The organism is Streptomyces sp. NPDC055140 (assembly GCF_053607285.1).
Window position 1 is genome coordinate 25585 of the sequence record NZ_JBSGTG010000001.1, and the last position, 12579, is coordinate 38163.

The window sequence follows — 12579 nt, forward strand, 5'->3', positions numbered from 1 at the left end:
TCACCGCCGCCGGTCGCCGCGCGTGCGGAAGAAGTCGCCGGGTTCCAGGTCCCCCTCGAGGAACCGGCCGGCGACGAAGCCGACGGCGCCGAGCGCCGCCACCAGCAGGAAGGCCCCGAAGCCGCCGAAGTATCCGGCGAATCCGAGAGCCATTCCGGCGATCATGCCGATCACGGCCAGGTTCATCGAGCGCTCCTCCTCAAGGGCAAGCTCGCGGGCGGGTGGTTACTGAAGCCGGGACTCCGGCTCCTCGTCCTCTTCGTCGGGCAGCTTCACGTCGCTCACCGCGATGTTGACCTCGACGACCTCGAGGCCGGTCATGCGCTCGACGGCCGCGACCACGTTCTCGCGCACGTCACGGGCGACGTCGGCGATCGACACCCCGTACTCCACGACGATTTCCAGGTCGAGCGCCGTCTGTACCTCGCCGACCTCTGCCTTCACCCCTCGCGACACTGATTTGGTGCCGCCGGGCACCCGGTCGCGTACGGCTCCGAAGGTGCGGGACAGGCCGCTGCCCATCGCGTGCACGCCCATGACGTCCCGCGCGGCGAGGCCGGCGATCTTCTCGACGACACCGTCGGCGATGGTGGTGCGTCCTCGTGTCCCGGCGGATCCCCCGCCCCGCTTGGTCACACTGGTCCTGGCCCCGGTCGCTTCGCCCGGCTTCTCTGCGGTGTCGCTCATCGCGGGTCGTCCCTTTCGAAGAGGTTCTCTCAGGTCGTTCTCTGGGAGTCACTGCTCTTTCGACCACACTAAGTGCGGTTGCCCGGCCGCGCGCCAGGGATGCGGCAGGCTGGGGCAATGAGCGCTGACCGATGGACGCAGGCAGTTCGACACCAGCTCGGGCTCGGCAGGCTGGTACCGCTCGGAGGGCCGCGTGACGGGTGCTGGCTGGCCGAATCGGCGGCGCGGTCGGCGTTGCGCCATGCAGTCCAGTCGGTGCCGGGGGTGCGGCTGGGAAGCCTGCGGATCGAGCTCGCCGACCCCGACGGCTCCTACGAGTCCGCGGTGCCCGCGCCGCCGAGTGCCCTGCCGCCGGGGCCGCTGAGAATCGTCGCGGAGTGCGCGGCGGCGCCGGACGAACCGCTGCCCACGGCCGCGTCCCGGCTGCGCGCGGCACTGAACGGCGCGGCGTCCGACAGGCTCGGGCTCACGGTGGCGGAGGTGGACCTGCGGGTGACGGCGCTGCTCGACGACAGTGCGCAGGCGCAGCCCGCCTCGGGGGACGCGGAGGCGGATATCGCGGACGGCGGGCAGGCGAAGAGTGACAGCGACGAGGAACGGGCCGGGCAGGCCGCGCTCTCCGTGCCGGGGGTGGCGCGGCTGACCGGTTCGCTGGGCGGCCTGGGGCGTGCGGTGCACATCGGGGAGCGTTCCGAGGGCACGGCCACGCTGCCGCGCCGCCATGTGCGGATCGAACTGGCCGTGTCGGGCGGGCGGCGGGTGCTCGATGTGGCGCGGGACGTGCGGACGGCGGTCACCGGGGCCCTGGCGGATGATCCGTCAGTGGCCGTTCTGGTGACCGCCGTCCACTGAGGGCCGTCCGGCTGGGTCGGCCCGCGTCATGCGTCGGCCATGTGTGGGTCGCGTCAGTCGCCGAGGCCCGCCAGGTCCCGGAGCCGGCGTCCCTGTGCCGCGCGCTCGGCGGTGCGCTGCTCCTCGTACGAGCGTCCGGAGACGCCCTGGAGCAGGGCCTTGGTCTCGATGACGGCGTCCCGGGGCGCGGCGACGAGTGCTCCGGCGAGGTCGCGCGCGGCGGCGTCGAGCTGGTCGGCGGGCACCACGAGGTTGGCCAGGCCGATGCGGCCGGCCTCGTCGGCGTGGACGTAGCGGCCGGTGACGCAGATCTCCAGGGCGCGTGCGTATCCCACGAGGGAGACGAGGGGGTGCGTGCCGGTGAGGTCGGGCACCAGACCGAGGCTGGTCTCGCGCATGGAGAACTGCACGTCCTCGGCGGCGATCCGCAGATCGCAGGCGAGGGCGAGCTGGAAGCCCGCGCCGATCGCATGTCCCTGCACCGCGGCGACGGTGATGATGTCGCTGCGCCGCCACCAGGTGAACGCCTCCTGGTACTCGGCGATGGTGTCGTCGAGTACGTCGTCGGAGCCGCGCGCCAGGTCGATGAAGGACGGCTCGCCGTCGAAACCCTCGGGCGTGAACGCCTGACGGTCGAGGCCCGCGGAGAACGAGAGTCCCTCCGCGCGCAGTACGACGACGCGCACGCTTCCCGGCAGGGACTTCCCGGCGTCGGCCAACGCCCGCCACAGAGCAGGACTTTGGGCGTTGCGCTTGTCCGGGTTGGTCAGCGTCACCGTGGCGATGGAGCCGTCGACGGTGAGGCGGACCCCGTCCTTGTCGAGTACCGGCGCGAGCGAGCCGGATCCGCTGTCGGGCGAAGCCATGTGTGCCTCCGATGGTGTGCGCAGTCGGTCGAGGACGTGTCGACGCCCTCGAAACTACTGCACAGTAACCAACCGGCCGGTCGGCGGACCGACCGGGTGGTCACCATCGAAGCCTGTGCACTGCCCGGGTCAGCCGGCCGCGGTCGCCTTCTTGCCGCGTGTAGCCCCGCCGCGACCTCGCAGCGTGACTCCCGACTCACTGAGCATCCGGTGCACGAACCCATACGAGCGGCCGGTTTCTTCGGCCAGCGCTCGGATGCTCGCACCGGAGTCGTACTTCTTCTTCAGGTCTGCCGCGAGCTTGTCACGCGCGGCGCCGGTTACCCGGCTGCCCTTCTTCAGAGTCTCGGCCACCCGTGCCTCCTCATGGGAAGTGCGCTCTGGACTTCTCATGATCACCCCTCCTGGGCTTCCTGGCCACCCATTCGGCAAGGTCCGTACGACGAGCTTGTGCGGTCGGGAAGCGGTCGACACAAGTGGAACGGAGGGTTCCGGGCGCACCCGGGCGGGGCCGGAAACGGCGTTCTCCGCGAAGGGCCAGGTCAGCGCCTTGCCAGCCGGCACATGAGTCCTGGCGCCGGTGCGGCGACGCAATCCGTGTAGGACACACCGCGGTACGAGGAGATCTCACTCAGATGATGGATCACGGATCGGCCGAATGATCCATACCGAGTGGATCAGCCTTTCGATCAAGCCGTGCTGACGGCCGACCGTGATCGTGCGGGCCCGAACGCGGGCGCCGGAGGGTCAGGCGAGGCTGACCAGATCCGCGTAGTCCTGACCCCAGAGGTCCTCGACGCCGTCGGGCAGCAGGATGATCCGCTCCGGCTGGAGCGCGTCCACGGCGCCCTCGTCGTGGGTGACGAGGACGACGGCGCCCTTGTAGGTGCGCAGCGCCCCGAGGATCTCCTCGCGGCTGGCCGGGTCGAGGTTGTTCGTGGGCTCGTCGAGGAGCAGGACGTTCGCGGACGACACGACGAGCGTGGCGAGCGCGAGGCGGGTCTTCTCACCGCCGGACAGGACACCGGCCGGCTTGTCGACGTCGTCCCCGGAGAACAGGAACGAGCCGAGCGTCTTGCGCACCTCGACCAGGTCCAGGTCGGGGGCGGCGGAGCGCATGTTCTCCAGGACCGTGCGCTCCGGGTCGAGGGTCTCGTGCTCCTGCGCGTAGTAGCCGAGCTTGAGGCCGTGGCCCTCGATGATCTCGCCGGTGTCGGGCTTCTCGGCTCCGCCGAGCAGCTTGAGCAAGGTGGTCTTGCCCGCGCCGTTGAGGCCGAGGATGACGACGCGTGAGCCCTTGTCGATGGCCAGGTCGACGTCGGTGAAGATCTCCAGGGAGCCGTACGACTTCGACAGGCCCTCGGCCATCAGCGGCGTCTTGCCGCACGGGGAGGGCTCGGGGAAACGCAGCTTGGCGACCTTGTCGGAGACGCGGACCGCGTCGAGCCCGGCGAGCAGCCGGTCGGCGCGCTTGGCCATGTTCTGCGCGGCGACGGTCTTGGTCGCCTTGGCTCGCATCTTGTCGGCCTGGGAGTTGAGGGCCGCGGCCTTCTTCTCGGCGTTCTGGCGCTCGCGCTTGCGGCGCTTCTCGTCGGCCTCGCGCTGCTGCTGGTAGAGCTTCCAGCCCATGTTGTAGACGTCGATCTGGGAGCGGTTCGCGTCCAGGTAGAACACCTTGTTGACGACCGTCTCGACGAGGTCGACGTCGTGGGAGATCACGATGAAGCCACCGCGGTACGACTTCAGGTAGTCGCGCAGCCACACGATGGAGTCGGCGTCGAGGTGGTTCGTGGGCTCGTCGAGGAGCAGGGTGTCGGCGTCCGAGAAGAGGATGCGGGCCAGCTCGATACGGCGGCGCTGACCGCCGGAGAGCGTGTGCAGGGGCTGGCCGAGCACGCGGTCGGGCAGGTTGAGCGCGGCGGCGATGGTGGCGGCCTCGGCCTCGGCGGCGTATCCACCCTTGGTGAGGAACTCCGTCTCCTGGCGCTCGTACTGCTTGAGCGCCTTCGCGCGCGTGGCGCCCGTGCCGTTGGCGATGCGCTGCTCGTTGTCGCGCATCCTCTGGATCAGGGTGTCGAGGCCGCGCGCGGACAGGATGCGGTCGCGGGCCAGGATGTCGAGGTCGCCGGTGCGGGGGTCCTGCGGGAGGTAGCCGACCTCTCCGGAGCGGGCGATCTGGCCTCCGGCCGGGGTGCCTTCACCGGCGAGGCACTTGGTGAGCGTCGTCTTGCCCGCGCCATTGCGTCCGACCAGGCCGATGCGGTCGCCCTTGGCGATACGGAAGGTGGCGTTCTCGATGAGGATGCGGGCGCCGGCGCGCAGCTCGATGCCGGAAGCGGTGATCACGGACAGACTCCTGAGCAGGGATATGGACGGCGGAAGGGCTACTGAGGGCGATGAGCCGTCTAGTGCATGCGGAGAATGGCCATGGGCCAAGTCTAACGGGGCGATGCAAACAGTTTTCCGCCCTGCCGTTCCCGGGCCGAGGGGCAGATCGCCACGAACTGTTCGATAGTGGGCGTTGGGCGGCGGGCCGCCGCCCCTGACGTGCGGCAGAGGGCGGTGCGGCCATGCAGTTCGACGACGACGCCGACCTGGACACCTCCGAGGTCCAGGACAGGCGCCGGGTCCCTGGCGGCCGGCGGACCATCGGCGGCGGCCTCGCGGGCCTCCTCGCCCTCCTGGTCGGCCTCTTCTTCGGCACGAACGAATTCGGCCTCTCCTCCGGCAGTGACGAACCCGACACCACCGTCTCGTCCGCGGCCCAGGTCAGCCAGGACTGCCGTACGGGCCAGGACGCGAACAACAAGGAGGACTGCCGCATCGTGGCGGTCGTCAACAGCGTCCAGGACTACTGGCGTCAGGAGTTCCGCGACCGCGGGGGCACCTACTCCCCCGCGCAGACCGTGTTCTTCACCGGCCAGGTCGCCACCGCGTGCGGCACGGCGACCTCGGCGGTCGGGCCCTTCTACTGCCCGGGCGACCGCAAGGTCTATCTGGACCTGGGCTTCTTCGACGAGCTGCGCACCAAGTTCGGCTCCAGCGGCGGCCCCTTCGCGCAGGCGTACGTGGTGGCGCACGAGTACGGGCACCACGTGCAGAACCTGATGGGGACGCTCCAGCGCTCCCAGGACGGGCGTACGGGCCAGAACAGCAACGCGGTGCGGGTCGAGCTCCAGGCGGACTGCTACGCCGGGGTGTGGGCGCACCACGCGACGACGACGCCCGACGACAAGACGGGCAAGCCGCTGATCACGAACCTCACCGCCGCGGACATCCGAGACGGCCTGGACGCGGCGGCCGCCGTCGGCGACGACCGGATCCAGGAGAAGTTCCAGGGCCGGGTGACGCCCGAGACCTGGACGCACGGCTCGGCCCAGCAGCGGCAGCAGTGGTTCTACGAGGGCTACCGCAGCGGCGACATGGCGCAGTGCAACACGTTCCGGTGAGCGGGCCCGCATCACGGGGCGGATTGTCGGTGCCGCGTGCCAGGCTGGATCCGGCAGCACATTCCGGACCGGCGAAGAAGGAGTGAGCGCAGTGGGCGGTACGAAGGGGCGCGCGAGTTTCTACCCGTCCTTGCTGTACGCCGACGCGAAGGCCGCGATCGAGCAGCTGACCTCGGCGTTCGGCTTCACCGCCACGGCCGTGCACGAGGGCGAGGGCGGCTCGGTGATGCACGCCGAGCTGACGTACGGGAACGGCGCGGTGATGCTCGGCTCGAAGGGCCGCGGCGGCCGCTTCGACGAGGCCATGCAGGGCGCGGGACCGACCGGGATCTATGTCGTCGTGGACGATGTCGACGCCCATCACCGCCGGGCCGTCGAGCACGGCGTGGAGATCCTGATGCCCCCGACGGACCAGGACTACGGCTCCCGGGACTACCTGGCCAAGGACGCCGAGGGCAACGTGTGGAGCTTCGGGACGTACGCGCCGGAGATACCGGCCTGATCGCGGGGGCGCGGTGTCACGCGCCTCCGGTGTGCACCTGGAAGGCGGCCCGCCGGACGGCCTTGGCGAGCGCCGGGTCCGGGTGCGCCGCGGCCAGCGCGACGAGGACCTGCACGGTGCGCGGATGCCCGGCCGCCCGGACCTCGTCGAGCAGTGCCGGCACGGTGGGCTGCACGGCGGACTCCAGATGGCGCACGAGGAGCTGGGCCTCGCCGTGGTCCGCGACGGCCGCCGCGGTGTCCACCCACAGCCAGGTCGTCTCCTCGCGGGTCAGCACCATATGGACGTCCTCGGGATCGGCGCCTTCGTACTCGGCGAGCCACAGCAGCGCGTACGGGCGCAGGGGCGGCTCGTCGGCGACGGACCGGACGACGGGCTCGGCGGGGGCTCCTACGACGCGCAGCGCCTCGAAGGCGAGGCCGCGCAGCAGGGCGTCCTCGCCGCGGGCGGCGGCGATCAGCTCGGTGACGGCGCTGCCGACGGGGCGGGCGGCGAGCCAGGCGCGGTACTCGGCACGGGCCGCGTTCGGGCGCAGCCGTGCGCAGCCTCTGAGCATGTCCTCGGCGGACTGCTCGATGTTGCCCGCCGGGGACTGGGCGGCCACGCAGATCTGCTCCAGCTTGACCCAGACCGCCCAGCTGCCGAGCGGCGTGAGGGTGGCCTGGCCGCCGGCGTAGGTGAGTGCGCCGACGGCGGCGAGGCCGTGCAGGGCCCAGTCGAGGAGCGGGGGGAGGTCGGTGCCGGTGGTGCCGGTCGCGGGTCCGGTGTGCTCGGGCTGCGGGCCGTAGGGGATCTCGCAGCGCTCCGTGCGCAGTTCCTCGACGCGCTGGCCGAGCAGGTCGAGGAGTTGCGGGACGGGGACCGGGCCGGCCGAGAGCTGGAGGAGGGAGAGCACCTGGGGCATCGCCGAGACGACCTCGGCGACCGCGGCGGCCTCGAGACTCCCGCCGGCGGGGTGGGCCAGGGACCAGGCGTCGAAGAGGGCGACCCAGCCGCGCAGCACGGCGGTGTCGTCGCGGTCCCAGGCGCGCAGGCGCCAGCCGGGGCGCGCACTGTCGCCGTGCACCTCGACGAGGCCCGCGAGGCGTGCGGTGTCCCAGTCGGCGCGGACCTGTCGCGGGGTCAGCTCCAGGTCGGCCGCCGCGCGTTCGGCGGTGGGTACGGAGAGGGCGCCCCTGCCGTCGGGGGTGCCGTGGCCGCTGCCCGGGCTGAGGACGGCGTCGGCCCAGCGGGCCACGCGGACGGCGTCGGCGAGGCCACGGCGGGCCATGCGGGCCAGTTCCGCCGGTGGTGGGGTGCCCTCCGGCGGGCGGGGCGCCGGGCGGGGCGGGCGAGCCTGGGTCACCACTCCGTCGGCCCGCACGGGGGCGGCGGCGAGGGTGCGCGGGCGGACGAGTCGGAGCCTGGAGTCGCGCGGGATACGGGACGTCACGGGGGCAGTCTTCCGGTTGACGGTCCGAAAACCCAAACGGAATGGTTCCGGGGCTCTTTACGGGCGTCGTGGGAGGGTCCGCGGACCGGCGCACGCCGGGGGTCTACGCGGGCCTTCCTGCGCATCTGTCCCGTGCCGCCGGCGGGCGGTTCCCGTGCGTCCGACGGAGCAGTGACGGAGCTACATGAGGGGGGTGAGGAAGCGGCGGAGCGTCTCCTCGTACGTCTGCGGGTCCGCGTTCCACATGGCTCCGTGCGGGGCGTCGTCGACGGCGTGGAGGGTGATCAAGCCGGGGCGCCGGGCGGCCAGTTCGCGGGACAGGGCCCAGGGGGCGATCTCGTCGTCGGGGCCGTGCATCACGAGCGTGGGGACCTTGAGCGCGTCGGGGTGGGCGGCGGTGTCGAGGCGGTCGCCGTGCAGCCCGGTGCGGCCCTGGGCGGCGCGGACCGCGAGGGGCAGCAGGGGGCCGGGGATGCCGCGGGCTCCGGCGAGGGCACGCAGCGTCACGCCCCACGCGAGGACGGGGGAGTCGAGGACGAGTCCGGAGATGCGGTCCCGCAAAGCGGAATGGGCCGCCGCGTGCAGTGCCATGGCGGCGCCGGTCGACCAGCCGTGCACGATGACGCGCTGCGCGCCGTAGCGCACGGCGTAGCGGATCGCGGCGTCCAGGTCGCGCCACTCCGTCTCGCCGAGGTGGCCGAGGCCGTCCGGGGAGGTGGGGGCGCCGAGGTCGCCGCGGTAGGCGAGGTCGAGCACGGGGAAGCGGTGGCGGTGCAGGAAGTCCATGAGGACCATGGGGTGCTCGCGTGTGGTGCCCAGGCCGTGGACGGCGATGACCCAGGTGTCGCGGGCGCCGGGGACGAACCAGGCGGGGAGCGCGCCCAGTTCGCCGGGGATGTCGATGTCGGCGTGGTCGAGGCCGAGCGCCGCCTTGGGGTCGCCGATGTGGACCTGAGGCGTGAGCCAGGCCTTGGCGCCGGGTTCGAGTGAGCCGTGAGTGACACGCTCCAGGCGGCGCACGACGGCGTCCGCGGCGTGCGGGGCGGACTCGAGGACGGGCCCGACCACGGCGTGGAATCCGTCGCCGCTCAGGCCGTAGGTGCCCGGGCGCAGGGAGGCCAGGTCGCGGGTGAGGGTGATCTGGCCCGCGGCGGTGGCGTGGACGGTCAGGCGTGGCTCGGTGGGGAGCGGTCGGCCCGCAGGCGCCTTGAGGGCGGCATTACTGGCCAACCGGCCGACCGCGACCGCGGCCGCGCCGACACCGATGACTGCGGTGACGGCAGCGGCCGTCGCTCTGGCGGTGCGCACCGTCCCAGTGTCCGCGCCCGGGCTCCGACCGGCCAGTGGGGCGCGGCCGCGGGGGCGCCGGGTGACGGTTCAGCCCTGCTGCCCGTACCCGTGCAGCTTCTCCTCCACCTCGCGCACCTGGTCGCGGGTGAGGAGCGTCGGGGTGTGGTGCGGATGGGCGCTCGCGGTGAGCCACACGCGGCACAGCCATTCGAGCTGGGCCGTGCGGTCGTAGGCGGCGGCGAGGGTGTCGCCGTAGGTGAGGGTGCCGTGGTTCTGGAGCAGGCAGCCTGTCCGCCCCTTGAGAGCGTCGAGGACGTTCTCGGCCAACCGCTCGGTGCCGTACGTCGCATACGGGGCAACCCGGACGGGACCGCCGAGGGCCGCGGCCATGTAGTGGATGAGCGGGAGTTCGGGCACGAGGGTGGAGACGGCGGTGGCGTGGACCGCGTGGGTGTGGACGACGGCGCGGGCGGGCGTGGCGCGGTAGACCGCCAGATGCATCGGGAGTTCGCTGGTCGGGGTCAGGGTTCCGGCGCTCTGCCGGCCGTCGAGGCCGACGGCGACGAGGTCGTCGGGGGTGAGCTCGTCATAGGGGACCCCGCTGGGCGTGACGAGGACGGTGTCGCCGATCCGCACCGAGACGTTTCCCGAGGTCCCGACGACGAGGCCGTCGGCGACGGTGCGCCGGGCCGTCGCCACGAGCGCGCTCCATGCCTGCGCGAGCCCTTCCGCCCCCTGCCCCGCACTGCGCGGTTCCTCCGTCATGCCCGCATCCTGCCAGCCGTACGGCCGGCCCGCGCGGATCGTGGGGCCGGGGCACTTTAGTGCGGAGCCCAGGAGTCCGGAAGCGCACGAATGGGCATGAATGCCCGCCTGGAAACGATTGGCTGGAGATCGACGGGCATAGAGGGATCTTCCGGTAGCCTCCGGCGGGATTTGTCATGCACGTCGCCATTCCGGGGGGAAATATGGCTCGTGGTCACAAACCGTCCCGTCGCCGTGCGCACATCGCGACCGCGACATCACTGGCCGCTCTGACGTTCGGGGGGACCGCCCTCACTCAGGCTCCGGCGTCCGCGGCGGGCGGCACCGAGGGACACGACGTCTCGTCGCACCAGAAGAACGTCAACTGGCAGAAGGCCAAGAGCAAGGGCGCACGGTTCGTCTACGTCAAGGCGACCGAGTCCACCACCTACCGCAATCCCTATTTCAACCAGCAGTACGAAGGAGCGCGGAGCGCGGGCATCGTCCGCGGCGCGTACCACTTCGCGCTCCCGAACAAGTCGTCCGGACGGACGCAGGCCTCCTACTTCGTGCGCAACGGGGGCGCGTGGCGGGCGGACGGCTGGACGCTGCCGCCGGCCCTCGACATCGAGTACAACCCGTACAGCTCGAAGAAGTGCTACGGGCTGAGCAAGGCGAAGATGATCTCCTGGATCAGGGCGTTCAGCGACGAGGTGCGCCGCAGGACGGGCCGCCGGCCGGTGATCTACACCAACTACCACTGGTGGAAGAACTGCACGGGTAACAGCACGGCCTTCGCGGGCAACCACGCGCTGTGGCTCGCCCGCTACGACGAGTCCGCCGGGGCGCTGCCCTCGGGCTGGTCGTACTGGACGTTCTGGCAGTACGACAACAGCGGCGAACTGCCGGGTGACCAGAATCTCTTCAACGGTTCGCAGGCCCAGTTGCGGAGGTTCGCCCGCGGCTAGCGGAGGGCCTGCTTCCGCTTGATTCGGCCACCGTTCCGCTTCACGGACGGCCCCGTGCCGCCGCCCCGCTCTCAACGGAGTGGCGGCACTCCGCTTCGGGTCACCGCACCGCCCGCCCCAGTTCATCTTCCGTTCACTCAGATTGCCTACGGTCGCCGAGCCACTGACGTCCAACAGAAGCCTGGGTAAATGGAACACATCACGCTTCTCCTCGGGATCGTGATCGTTACCGCTCTCGTGTTCGATTTCACGAACGGTTTCCACGACACAGCCAACGCGATGGCCACCACCATCTCGACCGGCGCTCTCAAGCCCAAGACGGCGGTGGCCATGTCCGCCGTGCTGAACCTCGTCGGAGCCTTCCTCTCCGTGGAGGTCGCCAAGACGATCTCCGGCGGCATCATCAACGAGGACGGACTCAAGACCGAGGTCATCTTCGCGGCGCTGGTGGGCGCCATCCTCTGGAATCTCCTGACCTGGTTGGTGGGGCTCCCCTCCAGCTCCTCCCACGCTCTCTTCGGCGGCCTCATCGGCGCCGCCGTGATGTCGATGGGCTGGTCGTCGATCGACGGCGGCACCGTCGTCACCAAGATCCTTCTCCCGGCCGTCGCCGCGCCGCTCGTGGCGGGCGCCGCCGCGATGCTGGCCACCCGGCTCACGTACCGGATAGGCAGCAAGACCGACCAGAAGGCGACCGCCAAGGGCTACCGCGCCGGGCAGATCGCCTCCGCGGGCCTGGTCTCGCTGGCGCACGGCACGAACGACGCGCAGAAGACGATGGGCATCATCACGCTCGCCCTGATCACGGGCGGCGTCCTGAACCCCGGCGCGAACCCTCCGATGTGGGTCATCGTCTCGGCCGGTACGGCCATCGCGCTCGGCACCTACCTCGGCGGCTGGCGCATCATCCGCACCATGGGCAAGGGCCTCACGGACCTCGCGCCGCAGCAGGGCTTCGCCGCCCAGACCAGCGCCGCGACCGCGATCCTCGCCTCCTCGCACATCGGCTTCTCGCTCTCCACGACGCAGGTCTGCTCCGGCGCCGTGATGGGCTCGGGCCTCGGCCGCAAGGGCGGCGTCGTCCGCTGGTCGACCGCGACCCGCATGTTCATCGCCTGGGGCCTGACCCTGCCGGCCGCCGGTCTGGTCGGCGCGGGCGCCGAGTTCCTCACCAAGCAGGGCTCGTGGGGCGTCGCCGTCACCGCGCTGCTCCTGATCGCCGGCGCGGGAACCATCTGGGCGCTGTCCCGGCGCAACTCGGTCGACCACACGAACGTCACGGACGACGACGTCACCGACGTCACGGCCGAGCCCGCCGGCGTGGTGACCACCGCGATCGCGGCCGTCACCCCGCCGCCCGCCGGCACGGTCGCCGACCTGGACACCGACGTGAAGACCACCATCCCCGCCTCGCCCGCCCCGCCCTCGGCGGAGCCCGCGCGACCGGCCACGGTCTAAGGAAGCAGCAGCGCTATGCACATCGACTGGGCAGCACTCGGCTCCGTGTTCGGAGTCAGCCTCGTGATCACGGTGGCCCTCGTGGGCCTGTTCACCCTCGGCATCGTCGGCCTCACCAAGCGGGAGTCGGCGGCGGCCCAGGGCAACTCGGCGGCGCTGGCCGTCTCCGGCGCGTACGCCTGCTTCGCCCTGTGCGCGGCGGCCGTCGGGTACGGGATCTTCCTGATCGTCGCCTGACCGGAGGTAACCGGCAGGAGTGCGGGGTGGGGGGGGGGGCGGGCGGCGGCGCCCCCCCCCACGAGGGGGGAAAGGGCCAAAACCCACAAGAAGA

14 protein-coding genes are annotated in these 12579 nt (G+C 71.5%); 6 read left to right on the forward strand and 8 right to left on the reverse strand.

Annotation, left to right across the window (positions count from 1 at the left end; all coding sequences use genetic code 11):
- Together ACWFR4_RS00140 and ACWFR4_RS00145 are read right to left on the reverse strand one after the other, a co-directional pair.
- Positions 1-186: a hypothetical protein gene (locus ACWFR4_RS00140; RefSeq protein WP_100592493.1), complete on the reverse strand. Its 186-nt coding sequence runs from the start codon at positions 184-186 to the stop codon at positions 1-3.
- Positions 187-225: 39 nt separating this feature from the next.
- Complete coding sequence (locus ACWFR4_RS00145; protein ID WP_356289618.1) at positions 226-687, reverse strand: Asp23/Gls24 family envelope stress response protein; 462 nt, start codon at positions 685-687, stop codon at positions 226-228.
- Positions 688-804: 117 nt separating this feature from the next.
- Here ACWFR4_RS00145 and ACWFR4_RS00150 point away from each other — a divergent pair, with 117 nt between their 5' ends.
- The gene (locus ACWFR4_RS00150) at positions 805-1539 is read left to right on the forward strand and encodes a nucleopolyhedrovirus P10 family protein (protein WP_453649995.1); all 735 of its coding nucleotides are present in this window, start codon (positions 805-807) and stop codon (positions 1537-1539) included.
- Between the two features lie 53 nt (positions 1540-1592).
- On the opposite strand, the gene ACWFR4_RS00155 is transcribed toward ACWFR4_RS00150, so the two are convergent.
- From ACWFR4_RS00155 to ACWFR4_RS00165, 3 genes are all read right to left on the reverse strand, one after another.
- Entirely contained in the window at positions 1593-2405 is an 813-nt protein-coding gene (locus ACWFR4_RS00155) for an enoyl-CoA hydratase/isomerase family protein (RefSeq protein WP_326713664.1), read from the reverse strand.
- A 129-nt stretch (positions 2406-2534) separates the two neighbouring features.
- The gene (locus ACWFR4_RS00160; RefSeq protein ID WP_189492003.1) at positions 2535-2759 is read right to left on the reverse strand and encodes a helix-turn-helix domain-containing protein; all 225 of its coding nucleotides are present in this window, start codon (positions 2757-2759) and stop codon (positions 2535-2537) included.
- A gap of 393 nt (positions 2760-3152) precedes the next feature.
- Positions 3153-4751, reverse strand: a complete 1599-nt coding sequence (locus ACWFR4_RS00165; protein WP_453464122.1) for an ABC-F family ATP-binding cassette domain-containing protein — start codon at positions 4749-4751, stop codon at positions 3153-3155.
- A 224-nt stretch (positions 4752-4975) separates the two neighbouring features.
- On the opposite strand from ACWFR4_RS00165, the gene ypfJ reads away from it, so the two are divergent.
- Positions 4976-5854, forward strand: a complete 879-nt coding sequence (gene ypfJ, locus ACWFR4_RS00170; protein WP_453464119.1) for a KPN_02809 family neutral zinc metallopeptidase — start codon at positions 4976-4978, stop codon at positions 5852-5854.
- 82 nt (positions 5855-5936) lie between these two features.
- The gene (locus tag ACWFR4_RS00175; protein WP_453649997.1) at positions 5937-6356 is read left to right on the forward strand and encodes a VOC family protein; all 420 of its coding nucleotides are present in this window, start codon (positions 5937-5939) and stop codon (positions 6354-6356) included.
- 16 nt (positions 6357-6372) lie between these two features.
- Here the strand turns inward: ACWFR4_RS00175 and ACWFR4_RS00180 are convergent, their stop codons facing one another.
- From ACWFR4_RS00180 to ACWFR4_RS00190, 3 genes are all read right to left on the reverse strand, one after another.
- The gene (locus ACWFR4_RS00180; RefSeq protein WP_453464113.1) at positions 6373-7788 is read right to left on the reverse strand and encodes a hypothetical protein; all 1416 of its coding nucleotides are present in this window, start codon (positions 7786-7788) and stop codon (positions 6373-6375) included.
- 180 nt (positions 7789-7968) lie between these two features.
- A complete protein-coding gene (locus tag ACWFR4_RS00185) occupies positions 7969-9096 on the reverse strand; it encodes an alpha/beta hydrolase family protein (RefSeq protein ID WP_453649999.1) in 1128 nt (375 codons plus the stop codon).
- Positions 9097-9165: 69 nt separating this feature from the next.
- Positions 9166-9843, reverse strand: a complete 678-nt coding sequence (locus ACWFR4_RS00190) for a class II aldolase/adducin family protein (protein WP_453650001.1) — start codon at positions 9841-9843, stop codon at positions 9166-9168.
- A 203-nt stretch (positions 9844-10046) separates the two neighbouring features.
- On the opposite strand from ACWFR4_RS00190, the gene ACWFR4_RS00195 reads away from it, so the two are divergent.
- The 3 genes from ACWFR4_RS00195 to ACWFR4_RS00205 all read left to right on the forward strand — a co-directional run bounded on the left by ACWFR4_RS00195 (position 10047) and on the right by ACWFR4_RS00205 (position 12485).
- Positions 10047-10790 (forward strand): lysozyme, encoded by a 744-nt coding sequence (locus ACWFR4_RS00195; RefSeq protein WP_453650003.1) that lies wholly within the window; start codon positions 10047-10049, stop codon positions 10788-10790.
- A 189-nt stretch (positions 10791-10979) separates the two neighbouring features.
- A complete protein-coding gene (locus tag ACWFR4_RS00200; RefSeq protein ID WP_453650005.1) occupies positions 10980-12248 on the forward strand; it encodes an anion permease in 1269 nt (422 codons plus the stop codon).
- A gap of 15 nt (positions 12249-12263) precedes the next feature.
- Positions 12264-12485 (forward strand): hypothetical protein, encoded by a 222-nt coding sequence (locus tag ACWFR4_RS00205; RefSeq protein WP_100592482.1) that lies wholly within the window; start codon positions 12264-12266, stop codon positions 12483-12485.
- Positions 12486-12579: the final 94 nt, after the last annotated feature.